This window comes from Streptosporangium heterodermiicola, assembly GCF_051390675.1.
Classification (GTDB): domain Bacteria; phylum Actinomycetota; class Actinomycetes; order Streptosporangiales; family Streptosporangiaceae; genus Streptosporangium.
The window spans coordinates 389,233-414,987 of the sequence record NZ_JBPJSR010000006.1; the positions used below are offsets into that span (position 1 = coordinate 389,233).

At 71.9% G+C, this 25,755-nt stretch carries 16 protein-coding genes and 1 pseudogene; 11 read left to right on the top strand and 6 right to left on the bottom strand.

From position 1 onward, the window contains the following. Positions 1-15: 15 nt before the first annotated feature. The 5 genes from ACSC1Q_RS16595 to ACSC1Q_RS16615 all read left to right on the top strand — a co-directional run bounded on the left by ACSC1Q_RS16595 (position 16) and on the right by ACSC1Q_RS16615 (position 5,075). Positions 16-1,350, top strand: coding sequence for an ABC transporter substrate-binding protein (locus ACSC1Q_RS16595; RefSeq protein ID WP_436759592.1), 1,335 nt, complete (start codon positions 16-18; stop codon positions 1,348-1,350). Positions 1,351-1,362: 12 nt separating this feature from the next. Beyond that, on the top strand, positions 1,363-3,045 hold the full coding sequence (locus ACSC1Q_RS16600) for an ABC transporter permease (RefSeq protein WP_436759593.1): 1,683 nt from the start codon (positions 1,363-1,365) through the stop codon (positions 3,043-3,045). Then, positions 3,042-3,917 (top strand): carbohydrate ABC transporter permease, encoded by an 876-nt coding sequence (locus ACSC1Q_RS16605; RefSeq protein WP_436759594.1) that lies wholly within the window; start codon positions 3,042-3,044, stop codon positions 3,915-3,917. Before ACSC1Q_RS16600 ends, ACSC1Q_RS16605 begins: the two co-directional genes overlap by 4 nt. 83 nt (positions 3,918-4,000) lie before the next feature. Then, positions 4,001-4,678 carry a uracil-DNA glycosylase gene (locus ACSC1Q_RS16610; RefSeq protein ID WP_436759595.1) on the top strand — a complete coding sequence of 226 codons (678 nt, stop codon included), beginning with the start codon at positions 4,001-4,003 and terminating at the stop codon, positions 4,676-4,678. A gap of 37 nt (positions 4,679-4,715) precedes the next feature. Next, positions 4,716-5,075, top strand: a complete 360-nt coding sequence (locus ACSC1Q_RS16615; protein WP_344746437.1) for a hypothetical protein — start codon at positions 4,716-4,718, stop codon at positions 5,073-5,075. A 281-nt stretch (positions 5,076-5,356) separates the two neighbouring features. Here the strand turns inward: ACSC1Q_RS16615 and ACSC1Q_RS16620 are convergent, their stop codons facing one another. Continuing rightward, complete coding sequence (locus ACSC1Q_RS16620) at positions 5,357-6,304, bottom strand: hypothetical protein (protein ID WP_436759596.1); 948 nt, start codon at positions 6,302-6,304, stop codon at positions 5,357-5,359. Positions 6,305-6,396: 92 nt separating this feature from the next. After that, on the bottom strand, positions 6,397-7,743 hold the full coding sequence (locus tag ACSC1Q_RS16625; RefSeq protein WP_436759597.1) for a cryptochrome/photolyase family protein: 1,347 nt from the start codon (positions 7,741-7,743) through the stop codon (positions 6,397-6,399). Between the two features lie 152 nt (positions 7,744-7,895). Here ACSC1Q_RS16625 and ACSC1Q_RS16630 point away from each other — a divergent pair, with 152 nt between their 5' ends. The 3 genes and pseudogenes from ACSC1Q_RS16630 to ACSC1Q_RS16640 all read left to right on the top strand — a co-directional run bounded on the left by ACSC1Q_RS16630 (position 7,896) and on the right by ACSC1Q_RS16640 (position 10,580). Then, on the top strand, positions 7,896-8,855 hold the full coding sequence (locus tag ACSC1Q_RS16630; protein ID WP_436759598.1) for a MerR family transcriptional regulator: 960 nt from the start codon (positions 7,896-7,898) through the stop codon (positions 8,853-8,855). A 111-nt stretch (positions 8,856-8,966) separates the two neighbouring features. Further along, positions 8,967-9,452: pseudogene (locus tag ACSC1Q_RS16635) on the top strand (RNA polymerase sigma factor); the annotation flags it as partial. Positions 9,453-9,644: 192 nt separating this feature from the next. After that, positions 9,645-10,580 carry a YbgA family protein gene (locus ACSC1Q_RS16640; protein ID WP_495573945.1) on the top strand — a complete coding sequence of 312 codons (936 nt, stop codon included), beginning with the start codon at positions 9,645-9,647 and terminating at the stop codon, positions 10,578-10,580. A 186-nt stretch (positions 10,581-10,766) separates the two neighbouring features. Here the strand turns inward: ACSC1Q_RS16640 and treZ are convergent, their stop codons facing one another. The 4 genes from treZ to ACSC1Q_RS16660 form a co-directional block, all read right to left on the bottom strand. Further along, positions 10,767-12,494, bottom strand: coding sequence for a malto-oligosyltrehalose trehalohydrolase (gene treZ / locus ACSC1Q_RS16645; RefSeq protein ID WP_436759599.1), 1,728 nt, complete (start codon positions 12,492-12,494; stop codon positions 10,767-10,769). A gap of 3 nt (positions 12,495-12,497) precedes the next feature. Then, entirely contained in the window at positions 12,498-15,065 is a 2,568-nt protein-coding gene (treY, locus tag ACSC1Q_RS16650; protein WP_436759600.1) for a malto-oligosyltrehalose synthase, read from the bottom strand. Further along, positions 15,058-17,163, bottom strand: a complete 2,106-nt coding sequence (gene glgX / locus ACSC1Q_RS16655; RefSeq protein ID WP_436759601.1) for a glycogen debranching protein GlgX — start codon at positions 17,161-17,163, stop codon at positions 15,058-15,060. Before glgX ends, treY begins: the two co-directional genes overlap by 8 nt. A 324-nt stretch (positions 17,164-17,487) precedes the next feature. Beyond that, the gene (locus ACSC1Q_RS16660) at positions 17,488-20,829 is read right to left on the bottom strand and encodes an ATP-binding protein (protein ID WP_436759602.1); all 3,342 of its coding nucleotides are present in this window, start codon (positions 20,827-20,829) and stop codon (positions 17,488-17,490) included. 212 nt (positions 20,830-21,041) lie between these two features. On the opposite strand from ACSC1Q_RS16660, the gene mscL reads away from it, so the two are divergent. The 3 genes from mscL to ACSC1Q_RS16675 all read left to right on the top strand — a co-directional run bounded on the left by mscL (position 21,042) and on the right by ACSC1Q_RS16675 (position 25,661). Next, positions 21,042-21,470 (top strand): large conductance mechanosensitive channel protein MscL, encoded by a 429-nt coding sequence (gene mscL / locus ACSC1Q_RS16665; RefSeq protein WP_436759603.1) that lies wholly within the window; start codon positions 21,042-21,044, stop codon positions 21,468-21,470. Positions 21,471-21,580: 110 nt separating this feature from the next. After that, on the top strand, positions 21,581-24,676 hold the full coding sequence (locus ACSC1Q_RS16670; RefSeq protein ID WP_436759604.1) for an AfsR/SARP family transcriptional regulator: 3,096 nt from the start codon (positions 21,581-21,583) through the stop codon (positions 24,674-24,676). A gap of 259 nt (positions 24,677-24,935) precedes the next feature. Then, entirely contained in the window at positions 24,936-25,661 is a 726-nt protein-coding gene (locus ACSC1Q_RS16675; protein WP_436759605.1) for a hypothetical protein, read from the top strand. Positions 25,662-25,755: the final 94 nt, after the last annotated feature.

Consider the following 25,755-nt stretch of genomic DNA (forward strand, 5'->3'; position numbering starts at 1 on the left):
GGAGGTCTGTTCAGCATGCGCAGAACCATTGCCGCGGTGACGACGGCGGGACTCGCTCTGGCACTCGCCGCGTGCGGCGGCGGCGACACGACCACCCCGGCACCTGCCGGGAGCGGCGACGCGTCCTCGTCCGCCCCGGCCGCCGCCGCCAAGACCCTCGAAGGGGTGACCGTCGAGGTCGCCGCCAAGTGGACCGGCGCCGAGCAGGCCAACTTCGAGGCGGTGCTCAAGGCGTTCCAGGCGAAGACCGGCGCCAAGGTCACCTACGCCTCCACCGGCGAGGACACCGGCGCCTACCTCGGCCCGCGCATCGAGGGCGGCAACCCGCCGGACGTCGCGATCCTGCCCCAGCCCGGCCTGGTCCAGCAGTACGCGGACCAGAAGGCGCTCAAGCCGCTCACCGCCGAGGTCCAGAAGCAGATCGACGAGAACTACACCCCGTACTGGAAGGAACTCGGCTCCGCCGACGGCCAGTCCTACGGCGTGCTGGTGAAGGCGGCCCACAAGTCGCTCATCTGGTACCGCGACCAGGCCTTCCAGGACGCGGGCGCGACGCCCCCGGCCACCTGGGACGACCTGATCAAGACCGCCCAGACGGTCGCCGACTCCGGCACCCCGCCGTTCTCCCTGTGCGGCGCCTCCGGCTGGACCCTGACCGACCTGTTCGAGAACGTCTACCTGTCCACCGCGGGCCCGGAGAACTACACCAAGCTCTCCAAGCACGAGATCCCGTGGACCGACCCCAGCGTGACCACCGCGCTGGAGAAGATCGCGCAGCTCGTCGGCAAGAAGGAGTTCCTGCTCGGCGGCTCCGCGGGAGCCCTGCAGACCGACTTCCCGACCTGCGTGACCCAGGTCTACGGCCAGGACAAGTCGGCGATGGTCATCGAGGCGGACTTCGTGGGCGTCACGGCCGAGCAGTCGGGCGCGAAGCTCGGCGAGGAGGCCAAGTACTTCCCGTTCCCGAAGGCCGGTGAGACCGAGCCGGTCGTGCTGGGCGGCGACATCGCGGTGGCGCTGAAGGACTCCAAGGGCGCGATGGCGCTGCTGGAGTTCCTCGCCTCCAAGGAGGGCGGCGAGGTCTGGGCGAAGCTCCCCGGCTACCTCTCTCCCAACCGCAACGTCTCGCCCGACAACTACCCGGACGAGCTGACCAAGAAGCTCGCCGAGACGATCATCGCCGCCGGTGACGCCGTCCGCTACGACATGTCCGACCTCGCGCCCAGCGCCTTCGGCGGCACCGACGGCAAGGCCGAGTGGAAGTTCCTGCAGGACTTCGTCCGCGACCCCTCGGACGTCAAGGGCACCCAGGCCAAGCTCGAAGACGCCGCCAAGAAGGCCTGGAAGTAAGGGAGAGCGGCCGTGACCGATCGGTTAGACGGCCCGCGGGGTTCGCGTGGCGGCGACGCCGCCCGCGACCCCTCCTCCGGACCGGACGACACCCAGCGGCCGGCGGAGGACGCCGGCCCCGCCCACACCCCGGAAACCGCCCCCGAGCCCCGTACGACCGGCACCGGGGCCTCCTCGACCCCCGCCTCGACCGGCGAGGAGCCTCCGGCGTCCTCGGAGCCCTCCGGAGCGGCATCCGGCGAGGGCGAGGGGGAGGGCCACCCGGCCCTGGCCGACGTCAGGTCGGACGACCCGGCCGCGCCGGTCGCCGAGCCGGTCGCCGAGCCGGAGCTCGCGACGGCCGGGGCGGCGGCACCGGCATCGGCACCGGCGGCTCCGGCTCCGGCGGCGATACCCGCCGGGGCCTCCCGGCTGGGGCCGCCTCCGACGCTGGCGCTGTGGTTCCTGCTGCCGGGCGCGCTCGTGCTCGGCGTGATGGTGATCTACCCGATCATCTACTCCATCTTCCGGAGCCTCTACGACGCCGGCGGCGGCACCTTCGTCGGGGCGGACAACTACGCGACGATCTTCAGCGACTCCTCCACCCTGACCACGATCAGGAACAACCTGATCTGGGTCGCGGTGGCCCCCGCCCTGGTCACCGTGATCGGCCTCGTCTTCGCGGTGCTGACCGAGCGGATCCGCTGGGCGACCGCGTTCAAGCTGGTCGTGTTCATGCCGATGGCCGTCTCGCTGATGGCCTCCGGCGTCATCTTCCGCCTGGTCTACGAGCAGGCCCCCGACCGGGGCGTGGCCAACGCCGTGATCACCTCGGTGACCGGCCTCTTCGGCTCGGACCAGGGCTATCCGGACGCCCGTCCCAGGGAGAACGACCAGTCGCCGGTCGCCCCCGGGCAGGGCGGCGGGGTGGTGGCCAAGCGGCCCGCGCAGCCGGGGCAGGCGGTGCTCCTGCCGCTCGTGGGCGTGAAGCCCGCCACCCTCGCCTCGGCCTCGCCCGCGAAGGCTGCCCAGCCGGGCCCCGGCGAGCTGGCCGGGACGGTCTGGTTCGACTTCACCCAGGGCGGCGGCGGCGCGGCCAACCAGGTGGACGGCACCGAGAAGGCCCTGGCCGGGATGACGGTCGAGGCGGTGCAGAACGGCGCCGTGAAGGCCACCGCCACCAGCGGGGCCGACGGCACCTTCCGCTTCACCGGGCTCGCCCCGGGCGACTACCAGGTACGGCTGCCGCAGTCGAACTTCGACGCGGCCTTCGCCGGGATCCCCTGGCTGGGCCCGGCACTGATCACCCCGGCGATCATCGGCGCGTTCATCTGGGTGTGGGCCGGGTTCGCCATGGTGCTGATCGCGGCCGGGCTCGCGGCCATCCCGCGCGACGCGCTGGAGGCGGCCCGCATCGACGGGGCCACCGAGTGGCAGGTGTTCCGCAAGATCACCGTTCCGCTGCTCTCCCCGGTGCTGCTCGTCGTGTTCGTCACGATGATCATCAACACCCTGAAGGTCTTCGACCTGGTCTTCGTCATCGCGCCCGGATCGGTGCAGCCGCAGGCCAACGTGATCGCGCTGGAGATGTGGCGGGTCTCGTTCGGCGGAGGGAGCAACCAGGGGCTGGGCAGCGCGCTCGCCATCTTCCTGCTGGTCCTCGTCCTGCCCTTCATGATCATCAACATCCGCCGGTTCAGGAGGGACAACCAGTGACGACCTCCACCCTTGGCGCCCCGCCCCGCAGCACCCTCGGCAGGATCGTGGACCGGCTGGGCGGCGGCCTGGTCCAGGCGGTACTGGTGGTGATCGGCCTGTTCTGGCTGGTTCCCACCCTGGGCCTGTTCGTCGTCTCGATCCGCGACGAGACGGCCAACAACTCCACCGGCTGGTGGACGATCCTCACCAAGCCGGCCGAGCTGACCTTCAAGAACTACTCCGACCTGCTGGCCACCGGGTTCACCGCGTCGTTCTGGAACACCGTGTTCATCACGGTGCCCTCGACCGTCCTGGTGATCGGCATCGCCGCGATGGCGGCGTACGCGTTCGCCTGGATGGAGTTTCCCGGCAGGGACGCGCTGTTCCTGGTGGTGGTCGGCCTGCTGGTGGTGCCGACCCAGATCGCGCTCATCCCGATCGCGAAGCTGTACGGCTCCGCCGGGATCTTCGGCTCCATCGCGAGCGTGGTGCTCTTCCACGTCGCCTTCGGCCTTCCCTTCGCCATCTTCCTGCTCCGTAACTTCTTCGCGGGCATCTCACGCTCGCTGCTGGAGGCGGCGCGGATGGACGGCGCGGGGGAATGGAAGATCTTCTCCACCGTGGTGTTCCCGCTGGCCAAACCGGCGGTCGCCTCACTCGGGATCTTCCAGTTCCTCTGGGTCTGGAACGACCTGCTCGTCTCGCTGGTCTTCGCCAACACCGAGAACCAGCCGATGACCAAGGCCCTGCAGTCCCAGATGCGGCAGTTCGGGACCAACGTGGACATTCTTGCGCCAGGTGCTTTCCTGTCGCTGATTATCCCGTTGATCCTCTTTTTCGCCTTCCAGCGGTATTTCGTCCAGGGGATGATGGCTGGCTCGGTGAAGTGAGTAACAGGGGCAGGCCCGGTGCGACGCGCGCTGTTTTCCGGCACGCGCCGTACCGGGCCTAAAACCTCGATAGGGTCCTGCACATGGCCGCACGCCCCTTGAACGAAGTCGTGGAAGCCGGGTGGGCCAAGGCCCTCGAACCCGTCGCCGAGAAGGTCGCCGAGATGGGCGAGTTCCTCCGGAAGGAGGTGGCGGAAGGCCGGCAGTACCTCCCCTCGGGCGCCAACGTGCTCCGTGCCTTCCAGCAGCCCTTCGACCAGGTAAAAGTGCTGATCGTGGGCCAGGACCCGTACCCCACGCCGGGTCACCCGATCGGCCTGAGCTTCTCCGTGGCCGCGGACGTGCGCCCGATCCCGGGAAGCCTGCGCAACATCTACAAGGAGCTCACCGAGGACCTCGGGCTGCCGATGCCGAGCAACGGCGACCTCACCCCCTGGACCGAGCAGGGCGTGCTCCTGCTCAACAGGGTGCTCACCGTGATGCCGGGCAAGCCCGCCTCGCACCGCGGCAAGGGCTGGGAGGAGGTCACCGAGCAGGCCATCAAGGCCCTCGTCGCCCGCGACAAGCCGATGGTGGCGATCCTGTGGGGCCGCGACGCCCGCAACCTGCGTCCGATGCTCGGTTCCGTCCCGGCCATCGAGTCGGCCCACCCCAGCCCCCTGTCGGCCCGCAGCGGCTTCTTCGGCTCCCGCCCCTTCGGCAGGACGAACGAGCTTCTGGAGCAGCAGGGCGCGGCCCCGGTGGAGTGGAAGCTCCCCTAGGCAGTCCCAACCCCACCCAGGCACTAGGATTTCCACCATGAGTGATGTATCGGGCACCGAACGCTATCTGCGTCTGACCGTTGAGCTGACCGTGGAGGTGCAGGACCTCGCCGCCCTGCAGACCGCGGCGCTGAAGGAGATCAACCACCCTGACGCCGATCTGGACGACGACGAGCGTAAGGAGCAGGCCGAGCTCGTCTCGGCCGACGACACCGGCGCCAGCGCGCTGCAGTGGCTGATCGAGCCGGACCACGTCCTTGGGCTGATCGAGCACATCGACCAGATCGAGCCCCGCGAGGCCGTGCTGGGCGTCGAGCCCTCCGACGGCCCCTCGGACGAGGATGAGGACGACGACCACGCGGGCCATGACCACGCGGGGCACGACCACAAGCACTGAGACCGCGGCACTGACACCACGGCACTGAGCACGACCACCGCCACCCCGGCGGTGGTGGGCTTTCCCGGCCAGGCGCCCCGCCGGGAGGGCCCACCACCGCCGGGGCTTTCATTTTCCGGGACTTCCCGCGTCGGGCCCTTCGGTGTCAGGGCTTTTCGCGTCAGGCCCTTCGATGTCAGGGCCCTCGATGTCGGGGCCCTCGATGTCGGGGTCCTCGGTGCCGGGCCTTCGTTCTCCGGGTCCCGCCGGGAAGGCCCGCGCCTCAGCCGGTGACGATGACCTCAGCCCGCGACGATGACCTCCTCGCGGCGGACCGCCAGGGCGTCCCGCTGCCTGGTCAGCTCTTCGAGGCGAAGGTCCAGGCCGTTGACCGTACGCCTCACCCACTCGGCGACGTCCCCGACGGCCGCGCCGGTGTCGGTGATCCGGTGGTGCTTGATCGCGTCGGTGATGATGTTGTCGAAGAACATGTCGGCGAACCAGCGGGTGTCCACCTTGGGGAGCTTCGGGGTGACGGTCACGCCGATGTCGACGAGCTCCCTGGAGAAGGCGTCCAGCAGCCGCTGGGCGCGCCAGGCGGCCTCGTCCGCGTTGCGCAGGTGGCCGTGCTCCATCATGTCCGCGAAGCCGCCGCCCCCGGCCAGCATGTCCCACGTGGAGGCGCCACGGGCGCTGCCGAGGCAGCGCAGGACCTCGCCGACCCCGTGCAGCGCGTCGACCCCGGCCCGGTGGGCCTCCTGGTGCTCCACGAGGTCGGCGCGCGTGTCGGCGAGGCGGTGGCCGATCTCGGCCAGCTCGCGGCCCCTGGGGTCGCCGGACGCGACCAGCCTGCGCTCCTCGCGCTCCAGCAGCGCGTCGTACTCCTCCCGCGCCGTCCCCAGCCCGGCGAGCCCCTCGTCGACGGCCGCCCGGTCCGCGTTCAGCCATTCGAGGCGGTTGCGCTGGCCGTCCAGGCGCTGCCGTACGGCCAGCGCCTCGGCGCGCTCCCTGGCGAGCCGCTCCTCCCTGGACCCGGTGAGCCCGGACAGGAAGGCCGCGAAGCCGCCGCCCTCCAGCTTGGAGACGTCCCGCTCCTCCTTGGCGAGCTGCTCCTCAAGGTCGCCGAGGAGCGTCCCGACCTCGTCGAGCTGCACGGCCACCGCCTCGCGCCGTCTGGTCAGTTGTTCGAGGCGTCGCACCCGTTCCCGGGCGGCGAGCAGGGCGTCGGCGTCGTTGTCATAGGGGGTCACACCTGTGCGACGCGCGAGGGCGACGATTCGTTCCGGACTCCCGTGTCCCCGCGGCACCGCTCGCGTCTTCCCCTCCGGCCGGGCGGCCGGGCTCAGTCCATCGGCACCAGGGGCGCCGGATAGCCCGGGACGCCCGCGGGGAGCCTCCAGGGCTCGTGGATCCTCCGCGTGGGCACCTCGGCGAGCTCGGGGACGTGGCGGCGGACGTACTCGCCGTCCGGGTCGTACCGCTTGGCCTGCCGGATGTGGTTGAAGGGCCGGTTGGGGCGGGTGTCGTTGCCGGTCCCCGCGACCCACTGCCAGTTGCCGTAGTTGTTGGCGATGTCGCCGTCGAGCAGCAGGTCGAAGAAGTGGTCGGCGCCGACGCGCCAGTCGACGCCCAGCCGCCGGACGAGGAACGAGCCCACGATCAGGCGCGCCCGGTTGTGCATCCAGCCCTCGGTGAGCAGCTGCCGCATCCCGGCGTCCACGATGGGGACCCCGGTCATGCCCTCCTTCCACGCCTGCGCCGCGTGGCCGTCGTCGCGCCACTCGTGCCCGCGCGGCCGGTAGTCGTCCCGGTTGATGCGCGGGAAGGCCCGCGTCACCTGGTAGAAGAAGTCGCGCCAGCACAGCTGCCTGACGAACTCGTCGGCCCCCCTGCGGCCCTCGCCCTCCTCCGCTATCTCCCCCACCTCCCTCGCGTCCCCGGCGCCCCCCACGTCCCTGGCGAGCGCCTCCAGCTCCAGCGGTGAGACACACCCGAAGCGCAGGTAGGGGCTGAGCCTGGCGGTGCGGTTGCCCGCCATGTCGTCGTGGCCCTCGGCGTAGTCGTCCACGCAGTGCCTCAGCCACTGCTCCATCCTCCGGCGCCCGACCGTCTCACCGCCCCTGAACAGCTCGTACGGCTCGCGCCCCGGCTCGGGAAGCCTCCCCGCGTGAAGGCCGTCGAGGACGTGCACCACGCCGGGGGCCTTGAGCACCTCCCTGCGCGGCTGCCGGGCCCAGGCACGCAGGTAGGGCGTGAAAACCCGGTAGTGGTCACCTCCGCCCGTCGGTCTCAGGGCGTCCGGGGGCACGATCGTCAGGCCGGGGAACACGAGGAACTCCATCCTGAGACGCTCGCACTCCTCGGCCAGGCGCCGCTGCCTGCGTCGCGCGAGGTTGCTGATGTCCAGACTGGCGTAGACGGCCTGGGCTCCTGTCTCCTCCGCCAGGCGCATCGTCTCGGCGACCACGTCACCGTGGCGCACGACCAGCTCACCACCCCGTTCGCGGAGCGATTCTCGCAGGTCGGCGAGGCATTCGGTGAGAAATCCGCCGCGGTTTCCCGAGGGTATGGAAGGGTCCGCGACGAAGAGCGGTATGACATGACGTGCGCGCTCGCACGCCGCGGCGAGCGCCGGGTGGTCGTGCACCCGGAGATCGCGGCTGAACAAAACGATCACGGTATCGGTCACGTCTTTCCTTCGGCCGGTAACGCTCCGTCGGTTGCGTCCACGGGCACCTGGAACTCGAAGGAACGTTCAGGGAGCAATCGCTCCTGTTGCCTGTCACGCTGGTACCGCATCTAGCGGGCTCGAAATGGGATGAGATGGACGAGCAGCGTCGAGTGGTAGCCGATGAGGAGCCCGCGTACGGCATCGGGGCCGTCGCACGGCGCCTCGGGGTGCCCGCCCCCACGCTGCGGACCTGGAACCTACGCTACGGCGTGGGCCCGAGCCGCCGGAGCCCGGGGGGCCACCGCCGTTACGACGCCCGCGACCTGTGGCGCCTGGAGGAGATGAACCGGCTCATCAGGAGCGGGATCCCGGCCGCCGACGCGGCGCGGAGGGTCCTGCGGATCGAGGTCGTCCCTCCGGTGGACCAAGAGAAAGAGCAGGAGGGGGAGTGGGACCGGGAGCCCGGCCGGCCGGCCTCGAAGGGGGTCATCCCGTCCCTCACGGCCGACCGGACGGCGGGCGTGCCGACGGTGGCGATGCTGGCGCGGGCGGCGATGACGCTGGACAGCGTGGCCGTGCACGACTGGATCGACGCGGCGCTGGCCAGGCACGGCGTGCCGTGGACCTGGGAGCGCCTGGTGATCCCGGTCTTCGAGACGATCTGCAGGCGCCAGTCGGAGAACGGGGCGAGCGTCGAGGTCGAGCACCTGTTCTCCGACCGGCTGATGGCCGCGCTGATCGGGCTCACCGGGCGCCCCGTCCGGCCGGTCGGTTCGCGTCCGGTGCTGCTCGCCTGCGCCGAGAACGACCTCCACAGCCTGCCGATCTACGCGCTCGCCGCCGCGCTGACGGCCGGACATCAGGTGGAGACGCGGGTACTGGGCGCCAGGACCCCCTACCCGGCCCTGGCGGACGCGATGCGGCGGCTGGGTCCCTCGGTGGTCTTCGTCTGGTCCCAGCTGCCCGAGACCGGGGACCCCGCCCCGCTCGCGTCGCTGCCCGTGCTCCGCCCGCCGAGCCTGGTCGTCGCCGGTGGCGTGGGCTGGCGGGACGGCCTGCCCTCGTCCGTGCAGCGCGTCGCGTCGTTCCAGGAAGCGCTTACCCGCATCGTCGCCGCCGCCCTGCCCTGATCCTCCCGGCCCCCACCCGCGCCGACACCTCCGTGCCGCTCGCTTGCGATCACGTACGCCGAGCGAGTATGAATAAGTTTTGAGTAGCTTTTCTCGGTAAGAGGAGGCATCATGACAGACCCCCTGAACACCCGGTTCGCCGCGGGCGACGAGGCGGCGCTGGTCGAGTGCTTCCAGGTCCACGGGCCTCTCATCCGTTCCTACCTGCGACGGTTCGTTCGCCCGCAGGACATCGAGGATCTTCAGCAGATCGTGTTCGCGGAGGTCTGGCGTTCCCGGCACCGCTTCGACCCGGCGCGCAGCCTCCCCGCCTGGATGCTCGGCATCGCCCACAAGCGCGCGGTCGACCAGCTGCGGATACGCACCCTGCAGACGGTGCCGCTGGACGTCATCGCGGATCCCGCGGGAGCCGACGGCCGGACCGACGGCGACGGCCTGGCGGAGCGCGACCAGGTGCAGCGGGCGCTGGCCAAGCTGCCCGAGCCGCAGCGCCAGGCGATCGAGCTCGCCTACTACGGCGACCTGACCCAGCGGGAGATCTCCGAGAAACTGAGCGTCCCGCTCGGCACGATCAAGGCACGTACGGCACGCGGCCTTCGCCGCCTGTCCGGCATCCTCGGCACGGCCTCGACGGGCGGCTGGGACGCCGAGCCGCGCCGGAGTGGAGTGACCGCCGCGAGTGGCGCGGGCGGCAGGCGCGCGATGGGCAGGGTGAGCAAGGTGGGCACGGTACGCGGAACCGGCCGGGCCGGTGGGACCGACGAGAAGGGCGGGCAGGTCGTCAGGCCGATAATCGCGGTGTCCAGCTGCCTGATGGGTGAGCCGGTCCGGTTCGACGGCGGGCACAGCCGCGACCGGTTCCTCAACGGAGAGCTCGACAGGCACGTCGAGTGGGTGCACATCTGCCCGGAGATGGAGATCGGCCTCGGCAGCCCGCGCGAGACCCTCCGCCTGGAGCGCTCACCGGACGGCACGCGGCTGATCTCCAGGAAGAGCCGGGTGGACCTCACCGACAGGATGACCGCCCTCGCCGAGGAACGGGTCCCGGGCCTGCGCGAGGTGGACGGCTACGTCCTCAAGTCCAGGAGCCCCAGCTGCGGGGTGCACGGCATCCCCGTCCACGCCGGGGACGCGACCGTGGACCGCAAGGGCACGGGCGTGTTCGCCGCCGCGGTCCTCGACGCCCATCCGCTGCTGCCCGTCGAGGACGAGGGACGGCTCAACGACGCCCTGCTCCGCGAGACCTTCGTGGAACGGGTCTTCGCCCGCGCCCGGCTCCGCGCGCTGCTGGAGAGCGACTGGCGCCCTCGTGACCTGGTGTCCTTCCACGCCCGGCACAAGATGCAGCTGCTGGCCCACAATCCCGTGGCCTTCAGGGAGGCGGGGAGGGTGGTGGCCCAGGCGGGCACGCGGCCCCGCGAGGAGCTGGCCGCCGACTACGCCCGCGTCTTCGGCACGGCGTTCGCCGCCAAGGCGAGCATCGGCCGGCACGTCAACGTCCTGCAGCACTGCGTGGGCATGGTGGGCGACGCGCTCGACCCGGTGCGCCGGGCCGACCTGGCGGAGGTCATCGCCTCCTACCAGGCCGGGCGGGTGGCGCTGAGCGTCCCGGCGACCCTGATCCGCCACCACGCCCAGGGCCTGGCCGCCGAGTACGTGCGGGACCAGACCTACTTCTCGCCGTACCCCGAGGATCTCCGGCTGCGCAACCACGTGCCCGCCTGAGCCCGCGCCCGGCCGGAAGGCCGGACCCGGCCTCCACCGTCGCCGGAAGCGGGCCGGGAGGCCGGTTCAGGCTCCGCCGTCGCCCGGAAGCCGGTCAGGGAGCCACCGCCGCCCGGAGGCGAACGGAGAGCCGGACCCGGCCTCGCCACAGCCCAGGAGCCGGTCTCACAACCGCCGGGGGACGCGTCAGAGGGCCGGGTCCAGCCTCACCACCGCGAGGGAGCGAGGGGGCAGGAACAGGTCCTCCCCCTCCGCCGTCGCCGACGGGTCGGAGGCGAGCAGGATGTGGCCGGGCGCGAACCGGCCCGTCCCCAGCTTGACCGTGAGCGCGACCGGGCCGAAGTTGGCCGCCACCCTCAGCCCGCCCCGGTGCACGACCAGCCAGGACTCGCCGTGGTCGACCCGTACCCGGTCCAGTCTCGGGTCCGTCAGCTCGGGGTGGGCGCGGCGCAGCGCGATCAGGGCGCGGTACCAGTCGAGGTGGGCCCGGTGGGCGTCGTCGTCCAGCTCGCTCCAGTCGAGCTTGGAGCGCAGGAACGTCATCTCCTCGCCGGGATCGGGGGCCTTGTCCGCCCAGTCGTCGTAGCCGAAGCCGACGAACTCCCGCCGCCGCCGGTCGCCCTCTCCCTCGCGCAGCTGCGGCTCGACGTGGTCGGTGAAGAACAGGAACGGCGCCCGCGTCCCCCACTCCTCCCCCATGAACAGCATGGGCGTGAACGGCGAGGTCAGCAGGAGGCCGGCGGCCAGCCGGAGCGCCTCGGGCGCCATCCGGTCGCCCTCGGCCCGGTTGCCGATCTGGTCGTGGTTCTGCGCGCAGCAGACGAAGCGGTAGCCGGGCACGTGGGCCGCCGGGCGGCCGTGGGAGCGCCCCCTGAAGGACGAGTAGGTCCCGTCGTGGTAGTAGGCGCGGGCCAGCACCTTGGGCAGGGCGCCGTAGAAGTCGTCGTAGTAGCCGTGCCGCTCACCCGTCGCCGCCACGTGCAGGGCGTGGTGGACGTCGTCGTTCCAGGCCGCGGCGAGGCCGAACCCGCCGGCCTCGCGCGGGGTCATCAGCCGGGGGTCGTTGAGGTCGGACTCGGCGATGAGCGTGAGCGGCCTGCCCACGGCCGCCGACAGCGCCTCCGTCTCGACGGCGATCTCCTCCAGCAGGTGCGTCGCCCGGTCGTCGTGCAGGGCGTGCACGGCGTCCAGCCGCAGGCCGTCGATGTGGTAGTCGCGCAGCCACTGCAGCGCGTTGCCGACGAAGTAGGCGCGCACCTCGTCGGAGCCGGGGCCGTCGAGGTTCACGGCCTGCCCCCAGAAGGAGGCGGCGCTGGAGTGGAAGTACGGGCCGAAGGGGGCGAGGAAGTTTCCCGACGGTCCGAGGTGGTTGTAGACGACGTCGAGGATGACGCCGAGCCCGCGCCGGTGGCAGGCGTCCACGAAGCGCTTGAGCCCGTCGGGGCCGCCGTAGTTCTCGGTGACGGCCCACAGGTCCACGCCGTCGTAGCCCCAGTTTCGCCCGCCGGGCACCGGCGGCACCGGCATGACCTCCACGAAGTCGACGCCGAGCTCCGCCAGGTGCTCCAGCCTGCCGATCGCCGCGTCGAAGGTGCCCTCGGGGGTGAAGGTGCCGATGTGCAACTCGTAGATGACCGCGCCCGGCAGGTCACGGCCCCTCCACAGGGTGTCGCCCCACTCGAAGCGGCCGTGGTCGTAGACCCGGCTCGGCCCGAAGATGCCTTCGGGCTGCCAGCGGGTCCTGGGGTCGGGCAGCGCCTCGCCGCCGTCCAGCCGGAACCGGTAGTCGGTGCCGTGCCCGGCGCCGGACACCTCCGCCGTCCACCAGCCGCCCCCGGCGGACGACATCGGGTAGCGGACCTCGCCGATCTCCACGTCCACCGCCGTCGCCTGCGGTGCCCATACCTCGAACATCGGTCAGTCCCTTTCCAGAAGCGCGACAGGGTGGACGGACAGCAGGTGGGCGAGCGGGATCCGGCCGGTGTGCTCGCACCCCGACAGCAGGTCCCGCCACGTGCCGCGCGGCAGGGTGAGCGTGGTGCCCCCCCAGCCGCCGCGCCGCTCCAGGCCGACGGGCAGCCGGGTGGCCACCGTCACGGCCCGCTCCCCCCTGGCGAAGGCGATCGCGTGCTCCCCTGCCTCGATCGGGACGTACGGCGCCTCGGGGTCGAGCCTCCGCCGCAGGTCCAGGGCCTGGGCGGTGACCGCCAGCTTGGCCTCGTCCCACGACAGGCTGCCGGTGGCGGCGGGGCTCGGGTGGGGCTCGTCCGGGTGGGCCTGGCTCGCGTGGGCCTGGGCCGAGGAGAGCATCCGGCGGCGCAGCGGGAAGTCGACCGGGCGCCGGTTGTCGGGGTCGACCAGGGAGAAGTCGGTGATCTCGTTGCCCCAGTACAGGTCGGGCACGCCGGGCAGCATGAGCTGGACGAGCTTCTGGCCCAGCGAGTTGGACCTGGCGTACGGCTCGATCCGCGCGGCGAACTCCGCGACCGAGGCCCCGCACTCCTCGACGGCCCGGCCGACGAAGTCGCGGATGCCGCGCTCGTACGCCGGGTCGGGGGTGGCCCAGGAGATCGAGGTCTTGGCCTCGCGGGCCGCCTTGAACAGGTAGTCGAAGAACCTGCCGGGCCCGATCGGCCAGGAGGCCATCAGGTTCTGCCAGGCCAGGTAGTCGAGGGCCGGGTCGAAGGAGACCTTCGACGACCACTCGCCGACCGCCGCCGCCCACTCCTCGGGCAGCTCGGACAGCACGGCGAGCCGAGCCCGTACGTCCTCGGAGCGCTTGGTGTCGTGCGTGGAGAGCGTAGTCATCGTGGCCGGGGACATCTCCCGGCAGAACGCGTGGAACTCCTCGACGGACCCGCCGAACCGGTCGGGCTCGCCGCCCACCTCGTTGAGGCAGGACAGGGGGTACCAGCGGTAGAGGGCGGTGTCCTCGACCCCCTTGGCCATCACGGGGCCGCAGGTCTGCTGGAAGCGGATGACCGCCTCGGCCGGACCGGTGAGGACCCGCTCGACGACCTCCGCCACCGGGGCGCCCTCGGGCAGCCGCCCGGCGGCGACCCGCCCGGCCTCCTCGACGATCCTCGCCGAGACCTCGGGCACCGGCTCGCCCGGCACCGCGTAGGCCCGGTAGACAGGCATCGCGGCGAGCAGCTCCACCAGCGTCTGGCGGTCGGAGCCGACGACGGCGTGCAGCCGGTCGATCTCGGCGCCGAAGAACAGGTTCAGGACCTCCGCCTTGGACTCGCGGACCACGGCGGCGTAGTCGTCGCGCACCCCGGTCTGCTGGGCGAACAGCTCGACCAGCGGCTCCTTGCCCGCCGGGTCGACGAACAGCGCGGTGATCCGGTTGAGCGTGTCGTAGCCGGTGGTGCCGTCGCACTCCCAGTCGGCGGGCAGCCGCTCGGAGCCGACCAGGATCTTCTCCGCCACGGTCCACACGCCCGACTTCTCGCGCAGCCGCGCCAGGTAGCCGCGCGGCTCGGCGAGCCCGTCGGGGTGGTCCACCCGCAGCCCCTGGACAACCCCCTCCTCGACGAGCGAGAGGATGACGGCGTGCGTGGCGTCGAACACCTCCGGGTCCTCGACCCGCACCCCGATCAGCGAGGACACGTCGAAGAACCGGCGGTAGCCGGGCCCGCGCCGCCAGTCGACGAGCCGGTAGTGCGTGTCGGGCAGCGGGAACTCGTGGTCGTGGTAGCGCAGCACGTCGCCGTCTGCCACCGCCTCGCCCGAGTCGCCGAGCACCGGCATGTTCAGCCTGCCCTCGCCGCCGGTCCAGTCGATGTCGAACCACGACGCGTACGGCGACTCCGGCCCGTCCTTCAGCACCGACCACAGCTGCGCGTTGCCCGGCTCGGGCACCGGGATCGTCATGTGGTTGGGCACGATGTCGACGACGACGCCGATCCCGTGCTGGGTCAGCGTCGCAGACAGCTCCCGCAGGCCCTCGACGCCGCCGAACTCCTCGCGGACGCGCGAGTGGTCGGTCACGTCGTAGCCGTGCCGCGACTCCGGCACGGCCTGCAGGATCGGCGACAGGTAGACGTGGCTGACCCCCAGGTCCCGCAGGTACGGGGCGAGCTCGGCCACCTTCTCGAACCCGAAGTCGGGGGTGAGCTGGAACCGGTAGGTCGAGACCGGCACCCCGTACGAGCCGGGCGGCGGCGGGGGCGCGGGCACCTCCTCGGAAAGCGCCGAGGGGTCGGGGACGTCCCCGCCGGTCCTGGTCCCGGGGAGGGACTCCGCCAGGATCTCGTCGTGGGCGACCTGCGGCGGGACGGCGGCGGGCGGGGTGCCGGGCAGCGGGTCCGGCGGCATGCCTGGCCCTGGGTCGGGCACGGGACCCGGAACGGGGTCCGGCACGGGGCCGGGCTCGGGCACCGACTCCGGGGGGACGATCCCGGGCGCGGGCTCCAGCGGAGCGGGCTCGGGGACGGGCCGGGTCGCGGGCGGCATGGGCGGCATGGGCATGGGCTCAGACACGGCGCAGCACCCTCACCGAGCGGCCGACCACCGGCACGCTCTCCCCGGCCCGGCAGACCCGGGTGTCGACCGTGATCGGCATGGCCGTGTCGATCTCCGTCAGCCACATCTCGCCGTAGTCCTTGGGAAGGGTGAACTTGATGACGTCGTGGTGGGCGTTGAACAGCAGCAGGAACGAGTCGTCCACGATCTGCCTGCCCCGGCGGTCGGGCTCGGTGATGGCCTCGCCGTTCAGGAAGACGGCGAGCGATCTGGCGTACCCCACGTTCCAGTCGGCGTCGGTCATCTTCTCCCCTCTCGGAGTGAGCCAGGCGATGTCGCTCAGGTTCTCCTCCGAGCCGCGCACCGGCCGCCCGTAGAAGAACCGGCGCCGCCGGAAGACCGCGTGGTCGGCGCGGAGCTTGGCCAGCCGCCGGGTGAACTCCAGCAGCAGCCAGTTCTCCCTGATGTCGGACCAGTCGACCCAGCTCAGCTCGTTGTCCTGGCAGTACACGTTGTTGTTGCCCCGCTGGGTGCGGCCCAACTCGTCGCCGTGGGAGATCATCGGAACGCCCTGGGACAGGAACAGCGTGGTCAGGAAGTTGCGTTTCTGCTGCTCGCGCAGGGACTCGATCGCCAGCGAGGCGGGCCCCTCCTCGCCGCAGTTCCAGGAGCGGTTGTCGTCGGCGCCGTCGCGGTTGTCCTCGCCGTTGGCCTCGTTGTGCTTGTTGTTGTACGAGACGATGTCCTGCAGCGTGAAACCGTCGTGGCAGGTGACGAAGTTGATGGAAGCGGCGGGGCGGCGGCTGTCGTCCTGGTAGAGGTCGCTGGAGCCGGTCAGCCGGGACGCGAACTCGGGCAGCGAGGCGGGCTCGCCGCGCCACAGGTCGCGGATCGTGTCGCGGTACATGCCGTTCCACTCGGTCCACCTGGCGGGGAAGTTACCCACCTGATAGCCGCCGGGGCCGACGTCCCACGGCTCGGCGATCAGCTTGACCTGCGACAGCACCGGGTCCTGCTGGACCAGGTCGAAGAAGGCGCTCAGCCGGTCGACCTCGTGCAGCTCGCGCGCCAGCGTCGAGGCCAGGTCGAACCTGAAGCCGTCGACGTGCATCTCGATGACCCAGTAGCGGAGCGAGTCCATGATCATCTGGAGCACGTGCGGGGAGCGCATGAACAGGCTGTTGCCGGTGCCCGTGGTGTCCATGTAGTAGCGCTTGTCGCTGTCGACCAGCCGGTAGTAGTCGGCGTTGTCGATGCCGCGCATGCTCAGCGTCGGGCCCAGGTGGTTGCCCTCGGCCGTGTGGTTGTAGACCACGTCGAGGATGACCTCGATGTTCGCCTCGTGCAGGGCCTTGACCATGGCCTTGAACTCCAGCACCTGCCCGCCGCGCTGCCCCGTGCTGGAGTAGGCGTTGTGCGGCGCGAAGAACCCGATGCTGTTGTAGCCCCAGTAGTTGGTCAGCCCCCGCTCGGCGAGGACGTGGTCGGTGACGAACTGGTGCACCGGCATGAGCTCGATCGCCGTCACCCCGAGGGCGGTGAGGTGGTCGATGATCTCCGGGTGGCCGATCGCGGCGTACGTGCCGCGGATCCGCTCGGGGATCTTCGGGTGGTTGATCGTCAGGCCCTTGACGTGCGCCTCGTAGATCACCGTGTTGTGGTACGGGGTGCTCGGCGGCCGGTCGTGCCCCCACCCGAAGAACGGGTTGATCACGATGGAGCGCGGCACGAACTCGGCGGAGTCGGCGTCGTTGCGGCTGTCGGGGTGGCCGAAGCGGTAGCCGTACACCGCCTCGTCCCAGTCGACCTCCCCCTCGACCGCCTTGGCGTACGGGTCGAGCAGGAGCTTGGCGGGATTGCACCGCTGCCCCCTCGGGGGGTCGTACGGGCCGTGCACGCGGTAGCCGTACCGCTGCCCCGGGCCGACGCCCGGCAGGTATCCGTGCCAGACGAATCCCTCACACTCGGTGAAGGTGACCCTCGTCTCCTTGTTCTCCTCGTCGAACAGGCACAGCTCGACGCGTTCCGCGGCCTCGGTGAAGAGCGCGAAGTTGGTTCCCGCGCCGTCGTAGGTGGCCCCGAGGGGGTAGGGGTCACCCGGCCAGATCTCGATCATCAGTCCCTCTTGAGCGTGGAGACCCCCGCCTTGAGGCGGGGGAGAGAACACGGCACGACGCCGTACTGCGGGTTTCTCTCGAAAGTCTGAGCGAACTCGGCCGATGGGGAGATTATGTCAACGCACCGCCTTTCAGCGGTGGAGAAATATGCCCCATGTTCGCGTGGCCATGCGCACATTCCCACTCCTGTGACGGTGATCTCGGGTCATCGGCGACGGACGCCCTCGGGCTTTTACCACCTAACCCTCTCGTCACAGGCGAAACGTGGAGTCCGGCGCGCGGAGCGCGAGGCCTCGCGGCCGATCACGTCCCCGGTGAGTCCATCACACCCCCGGCGAGTCCGCCGCCCCCGGCGTGCGGAGCGTCTCGCCCAGCGCGCGGAGGGCGGGCTCGTGGACGCGCAGCCCCGCCCCGGCGGCGAACGCCTCGGCCGCCCGCAGATGGGTCTCCGCCAGGTCCCTGTCGCCGCCGAGCAGGGCCAGCCTGGCCAGGCACAGGTCCGTCAGCGACCAGCCCAGCAACCGGCCCGTGTGCGGGGCGAGCCTGCCGTACAGGACCCTCCCCGCCTCCTCGTCGCCGAGCGCCGCGCAGATCTCGCTGACGGCGTCCGGGACGAACCGGTACGCCAGCTCGGGACCTATCGCCGCGAAGCCGTCACGGGCGAGCCCGGCGAAGTCGTCACGCGCCTCGGCCGTCCTGCCCAGGTCGATCAGGGCCAGGCAGCGCAGGATCCGCCAGGGCTTCTGGCCGGGGCGGCGGGCCAGCATCCCCTCGGCCAGCGCGAGCGCCTCGTCCACGCCGCCCGGCCCGCCCGCCTCGCCCGATCCGTGAACCCCGCCCGATCCGTGAACCCCGCCCGGCCCGTGAAGCTCGTTCCGCAGGGACAGGAAGCGGAACACCTCCCGCCGCAGTGACGCGTCGTCCCGGCCCAGCGCCCCCTCGGGATGGGCCGCGCCGGACGCGTCGGCCGCGGTGAGCGCGTCGGCGAAGCGCCCGGACAGGTAGGCCCGGACCGCCGTCTGCCAGGCGGCCAGGCTGACCATCGAGGGGAGCCTGAGCCGCTCCGCGGTCTCCCGCAGCCAGTCCAGCAGCTCCGCGGCCCGCCCGGCGGCGCCCCCGGCGGTCAGCTCGACGTACTCGTTCTCCCTGCCGATCCACTCGACGGCCAGGTCACCGGTGCGGCGGCCGATCTCCACGATCTCGCCGACGACCGCCTCGCGGCGCCCGTGGTCGTGGCCGGAGCGCAGCAGGATCTCCAGGGCGATCAGCGTCCTGGACAGGGTCCGGTCGTCACCGGCGAGGCGGGCGAGCCGCACCGCCTCCCCCGCCATCTCCACGCTCCGCTCGACGGGCCGCGCGGTGGAGCCGGTCAGCGCGGCGGCGGCGAGCAGCTGGGCCCGCCACGGCGAGTCCGCGGCCAGGTCAGAGGCGAGGACCCGGTCGATGCGCTCGGCCAGCCGGTCGATGCCGGTCATCTCCTCGTACATGGCCAGATAGATCGGGTCGGAGAACCCCAGCGCCGCCCTGGCGAGCCGGTTGTCGTCGCCGAGCCGTTCGGCGATCTCCGCGGTGGCCTCCAGCGAGGCGTGGGCCGCGGCGCTCATCCCGGCCGCTGCCTGCGCCTCGGCCAGGTCGAGCAGGAGGTCGCAGCGGAGCGCGTCGTCGGGTTCCGGCAGCCGGTCGATCATCGCGATCGCCCTCTCCAGGCCCTCCACCGCGTCCTCGTGGGCGAACTGCGCGGTCGCCTGGGCCGCCGCGCGCCGGGTGTAGCCGATGGCCCTGCCCGCCATCCGGGAGTTCAGCAGGCCCTCGCGGTAGTGGTGGGCGATCTCGGTCAGGCGCGTCCCGCTCCGCTCCTCAAGCACCTCCGCGATCCGCGCGTGCAGCCTCCTGCGGCGCAGCGGCGGCAGCGCCTCGCGCAGCACGTCGCGGACGATGTCGTGGACGAAGCGGCAGCTCGGCCCGTCCCCCTCGACCAGCAGCCGGGCCCCCACGGCGGCGTCGACGATGTCGAGGACCCGCTCCTCCGGCAGCCCAGCCACGCGCGTCAGGATGTCGGTCGCCGCCTCCCTGCCGAGCAGCGCGGCGACGGTCAGCACCTCCTCGGTGCCGGGCGGCAGACCGGCCATCCGGCCGCGTACGACGTCTGACAGCGCCTCGGGGGTCTCCCCCAGCCGCAGCACCTCCCCCAGGAAGAACGGGTTGCCCGCGGTCAGCCTGCCCATCTCCGCGGCCAGGGCGGGGTCGGCGCCGGCCCGTCCCAGGTACTCGCGGATCTCCTCCTCCGCCAGGCCGCGCAGCAGGAGCCGCCGCACGTGCGGCAGCCGCAGCAGCGCGCCGAGGGCGTGCTCCAGCGGTTCGCCGGGGCGCACGTCGGTGTCGCGGTAGGTGGCCACGACGGTCAGCCCGGGGCAGAGCCGGGTGGAGGCGAGGAACTCCAGCAGCCGCAGCGAGGAGGGGTCCGCCCACTGGAGGTCGTCGAGGACCACCAGGACCCGGCCGTGCTCGTTCAGCAGCCGGGCGAACGCCTCGTACAGCGCGAACTGCCCCGCCTGCCCGGTTCCCGGGGCACCCCCGGCCCCGGTCAGCTGCGCCAGCTCGCCGTCCCTGCCGACGAGGTCCTGCACGGCCTGCGTCCAGGGCCAGAAGGGCGGCGCGCCGGTGCCGCTCCAGCAGCGGCCCCACACCACCCGGTGGCCCCGCGCCCGCGCGGCCCCGGCGGCCCGCTCGGCCAGGCTGGTCTTGCCGATGCCGGGCTCCCCGGCGAGCAGCACCACCCGGTGCCCGTCACCGGCGACCGCCCGTTCCAGCGCCTCCGCCTCGGCGTCCCTGCCCACCAGCCCGGCGACCTTCTCCTCCGCCTCCTCCGCCGCCGGTCCCGCCTCCGCCACGAGGCGGGGCGCCAGCGCGGGATCCTGGCCGAGGATGCGCCGTTCCATCTCCCGCGACCGGGGGTCGGGGTCCAGCCCCATGTCCTCCATCAGCAACCGGCGCCCCTCGGCGAGCACGCCGAGCGCGTCGGCCTGCCGTCCCGCCTGGTAGAGCGCGTGGGCGGCGAGCACGCGCAGCCGCTCCCTGAACGGATGGGCGCCGACCAGGTGGGCGAGCCCGCCCGTCAGCGCCGCCCCCCGGCCGAGCGCGAGCTCCGCCTCGGCCAGGTCCTCCTCGATCGTGAGCCGCAGCTCGGCCAGGTGCGCGCTCTCCTCCACCGCCCAGGCGGTGCCCGAGAGGTCCGCGAGCGGCTCCCCGCTCCACTCCCCCAGCGCCAGCCGCAGCTTCCCGGCCGCGCCCTCGTGGTCGCCCCCGGCCGCCAGGCCCCTGCCGCCGGCCGCGTGCCCCCGCGCCCTGCCCAGGTCGATCGCGCCGCCGGGAACGTCCAGCGCGTAGCCCCCCGGCCTGCTGACCAGGACCGCCGGGGGAACGTTCCTCGTCCTGCCCGGCTCGAAGACTCGGCGGAGCTTGGAGACGTACGCCTGCACGGTGTTGAGCGCCCCCGGCGGCGGGTCGCCCTCCCAGAGCGCGTCGATCATCCGGCTCGGGCCGACCGGCCGCGGGGCGGCGAGGACGCACATGGCGAGCACCAGCCGCTGCTGGTAGGGGCCGATGTCCAGCGTCGCGCCTCCGTCGGCGAACACCTCGACGGGGCCCAGCACACGAAAGTCCATCCGGCCACCAGCCGCTTCCTCTGGGCGGACGCGAGCGGTCGGGCCCCGCTCGCGAACTGCGCCGATAGTAGTCTTCCGCTTCCACCACCCCGTCCCTCGTACGCCCGTTCCGGAACAGCCTCTTTTTGGCGGGAAGCCGGGAAAAGGGGGAAGTTTGGCCGCCGACACAGGTGGGTAGTCCGACCGTCCTCACGAGTGGAGGGCATTGATTGATGGGCGGATTCAAGAAGTTCCTGCTCAGGGGCAACCTCGTCGAGCTCGCCGTGGCCGTCGTGATCGGGGCGACCTTCAGCGGGCTGGTGCAGGCACTGGTCAAGGACCTCATCACGCCGCTGATCGGAGCGATCACCGGCGGCAGGGAACCGGACTTCTCGCAGTACGTGTTCACGATCAACGGCTCCAAGTTCATGTACGGCGACTTCATCAACCACCTGCTGAGCTTCGCGATCATCGCCGCGGTCATCTACTGGCTGGTCGTGATGCCGATGACCAGGCTGATCGGCTTCTTCGACAGGGACAAGAAGGCCACCGAGAAGGAATGCCCCGAGTGCCTGAGCGACATCCCGATCGACGCCAAGCGCTGCGCGTTCTGCACCGTGGAGCTGTCGAAGGTCGCCGTCGGCGACAGGCCGCCCGCCTAGCGCCGGTGCGGCGGCGACCGGTCCCGCGGCCCGTGAACCGTTAACGATCATTGACGGTCGGGGGGAGGTCGGGCACACTTGGCCACTGCGAAACCTTCCAGGGGAGTGGTATGGACTTCTCCGTCCTGGGGCCGGTCGAAGTGAGAGCCGACCACCAGCCGCTTCCCCTGGGCGGACGCAAGCAGCGGGCCCTGCTCGCGATGCTGCTCCACCACGCCAACAGGTCCGTGGCCGACGACCTGCTCGTGGACGCGCTCTGGAGCGAGCACCCGCCGAAGACGGCCGACAACAACCTGCGCCTGTACGCCTCCCGCCTCCGCCAGACCCTGGGCCACGACCGGGTCCTGCGCCGGCACGGCGGCTACCTGCTGGTCGTGCACCCCGGCGAACTGGACGTCCACCGGTTCCAGTCACTGGCGAAGAGCGGCCGCGACGCGTTCCTGCACGGTGACCACCACGAGGCCGCGGACTGCCTGCACCGGGCCCTGCGGCTGTGGCGCGGCCCCGCGTACGGCGACCTGCGGTTCGCCGAGGACCTGTCGGGCGAGGCGGCGCGCCTGGAGGAGCTGCGGCTCACCACCCTGGAGAACCGCGTCGAGGCCGACCTCGCGGTGCGCTTCCAGCCGGAGCTCGTCGCCGAGCTCACCGGCCATGTGAACGCTCACCCGCTCCGCGAGCGCCTGCGGGCGCACCTCATGGTGGCGCTCACCCGCGCCGGCCGGAGTTCCGAGGCGCTGACGGTGTACGCCGACATCCGGCGCCTGCTGAACGAGGAGCTGGGCGTCGAACCCGGCGACCGGCTGCGCGACCTCCACCGGCTGATCCTGGCCGAGGAGCGGGCGGACCCCGGGCACGCCGCGAGCGAGCACGCGCAGGACGACCGGGATGACCGGGACGATCCGCCCGGAACCGAACAGGGACAGGCCGGGCCGCGCGAACCCCCCGCGGAGCTGCCGATGAGCATCGCCGACTTCGCGGGGCGCGAGCAGCACGTCAGGGACCTCGTCGCGCGGCTGGACGAGCGCTCCGCGACGACCGTCTCCGTCATCACCGGAATGGGCGGCATCGGCAAGACGGCCCTGGCGGTGCACGTGGCGCACCGGCTGGCCGACAGGTTCCCCGGGGGGCAGCTCTACGTCGACCTGCACGGCGCGCACGAGGAGGAGCAGGCGCATCCCGGACACGTGCTCGGACGGTTCCTCGTCGCGCTGGGGGTGCCCGGGTCGAGCATCCCGGAGTCGGTCGAGGCCCGCGCCGCCCTGTACCGCAGCCGCCTGGCCCGCGCGAACGTCCTGATCGTCCTCGACAACGCGGCGTCCGAGCAGCAGGTGCGCCCGCTGCTCCCCGGCGTCTCCGGCTGCGCCGTGATCGTCACGAGCCGCGCGAGGCTCTCCGGCCTGGAGGGCGTGCGACCGGTGGAGCTGGACGTCCTGAGCACCCACGAGGCCGTGGAGCTGCTCTCGCGGCTGATCGGGCACGACCGCGTCGCCGCGCAGCTCCCCGCCGCCACCGAGCTCGTCTGGCTGTGCGACCGCATCCCGCTCGCCGTGCGCGTCGCGGGCGCGCGGCTCGCCGCCCGTCCCCAGCAGAGCATCGCCTGGCTCGTCGGGCGGCTCGGCGACGAGCGCGGGCGCCTCGACCAGCTGGTCGTCGGCGACCGCGCGGTCAGGGCGAGCCTGGCCCTGAGCTACGTCGGCCTGCCGGAGAACGCGCGGCGCGCCTTCCGGCTGCTCGGCCTCCTCGACGTCACCGGCTTCGCGAGCTGGGTCCCCGCCACTCTGCTCGACCGCCCGCACGAGGAGGGGGAGAGCTACCTGGAGCTGCTGGTCGACGCGCAGCTCGCCACCATCTCCGGGATCGACTCCACCGGCCAGGCCCGCTACCGCTTCCACGACCTCGTCCGGCTGTACGCCCGCGAGCGCGCGGAGGCCGAGGAGGACCCGGCCGAACTCCTGCTCGCGACGACCCGGGCGTTCGGCGCGTGGCTCTGGCTGGCCGAACAGGCCATGGAACACGTCCACGGCGCCTGCTACGCCGTGCTCCACGGCCCGGCACCGCGCCGGCCGCTGCCCGGCGACGTCGCCGCGTCCCTCCTGCGCGACCCCCTCTCCTGGTTCAACGCCGAACGGAGCGCGCTGGCCGGTCTCATCGAGCAGGCCTGCGCCCTCGCGCTCGACGACTTCGCCTGGGACCTCGCCGGGTGCCTCGAACGCTACTTCGACTCCCACGGGTTCTTCTCCGAGTGCCGGCGCCTCAACGAGCGGGCCATGCTGGCCTGCCGTACGGCGGGGAACCTGCTCGGCGAGGCCGTCATGCTGCGCGGGCTGCTCGACGTGACCACCTGGACCGGTGTCGAGCACGAGGGCGGCGCCATGGTGGCGCTGCACACCAACGCCGTCCGGCTGGCGGAGATGTTCACCGAGGCCGGCGAGCTGCGCGGGCTGTCGGACGCCCACGTGATGTGCGCCTGGGGCCTGGCCGCGCAGGGGTTCGTCGAACCGGCCGTGGAGTCGGCGGAGACGGCGCTGCGCCTCGCGGAGGAGACCGGCCACCTCGGCGGCCGGGCGCGCGCCCACCTGGCGCTCGGCATCACGCACGGCCAGCGGGACGTCCTCTCGGCGATCCCGCACCTGGTGAGCGCGCTGAAGGTGGCGGAGACGCTGGGAAACCCGCGCTTCGAGGCGACGTCCCTGCAGTTCCTCGGCCTCGCGTACGTCGAGACCGGCCAGTCCGAACCCGCCGAGCGATGCCTCAACCGCTCGCTCGTCATGTCCCGGGTCGCCCGGGACCCGGCGTCCGAGACGATGACCCTGGTCACGCTGGCGAAGCTCTACGCCGGCGACGGCGACGCGCGGGCACGGCCCACGGCCGTCACCGTGGAGGAGCTCAGCCGCCGCTACAACCTCACCCACCACCTGGCCGACGCCCTCTGGATCCTGGGCGACCTCGACCGCGCCGACGGCGACCACGCGCGCTCGGTCGAGCGCCTGACGGAGTCCGTGGCGCTGTGGCGGACGCGCAGCTGGACGACGTACCTGGCGGGCGCGCTCCGCAGCCTCGGCCTCGCCCACGTGGCGGCCGGCGACAGGGAGAGGGCCGTCAGGTGCTGGCGTGAGGCCCACGAGCTCTTCACCGTCATCGGGGACGGGACGAAGGCGAACGACCTGGCCGGGCTCCTCGGCTCCTCGATCACCGGCTGCTCCTGATCGTTTTTGTTCGGTATATGCGGAAAATATGCAGGGGCTCCGTAGCGTCCGGATGGCAGGAGATCACGTGGTCGTTTGAGGCTTCACGATCCGTACGAGGATGAGCGGGCACGGCGGGCTCATCGCCATCGGGGTCACACAGGGGCTGACCCTTCCCGCGTATCGTGAACGCCCCGGCCACCGGCGCGTCCTCCGGGCCGATCACCCGATCGGTCCGGCCCTTTCCCACCGGGAAAGGCACCCGGAGGACAATGGAACCGTGAGTTTCGAACTGGCCGTCTGGTACGAGCCCAAACCGATCACCAGGGAACACGCGGAGCAGGTCTTCCAGTCCCTCCGCCGTGGGGCTGCGAAGGACCCTGGAACGCCTCCCTCCGGGGAACCGGAGGCGGCGCCGACGCATGGCACGGACCCCCGCCCCGGAGAGCGGGGAGGGCCCGGAGAGCAGGGGGAGCAGAGGGAGCAGAGGGAGGACGCTGAGGCGCACCCGGGGGTGACGGCGTTCGCCGATCGGATGCCCGGGGCCGAGTGGCTCTCCCCTGACCACCTCCTGGTCGGCGTGGACCTGGAGCGGGCCGACGAGGTGTCCGCCGAGGTCTTCGCCCTGGCCGTCGAGTGCGGGCTGGTCTGCTACGACCCGCAGCGCGGCCTGGTGCACAACCTGTCCCCGCGAGGCGTCTACCCGACCATGGAGATGCGGACGGGCGACGGGATGATCGTGGTCGGCCCTGATCTCCAGCTCGTCTCCGACGCGCTCGCCACCATGTCCCCGCAGAACCCGTTCACGGCCCTGGTCGTCTTCGGCGAGCACTTCGTCCAGAGCTCCCCGGAGATCACGGGCTACGAGCTGGAGTACAAGGACAGCGTCAGGAACCGGATGTTCCGCACCCACGTCCCGGACCTGGGGGCGGTCCAGGACGCCTTCACCGAGTACGCCACCGGCGAGCGCGCCTTCCTGGAACGCCACGACTGGAAGCTCGTCTGACTTCTCTATCTGGGACGGCCACCGGAGCGCGCTCGGTGTGATTGTCGGTGCTCATAGCGGCGTTCGGTTGTTGTCGGTGCTCACGGCGGCGTCC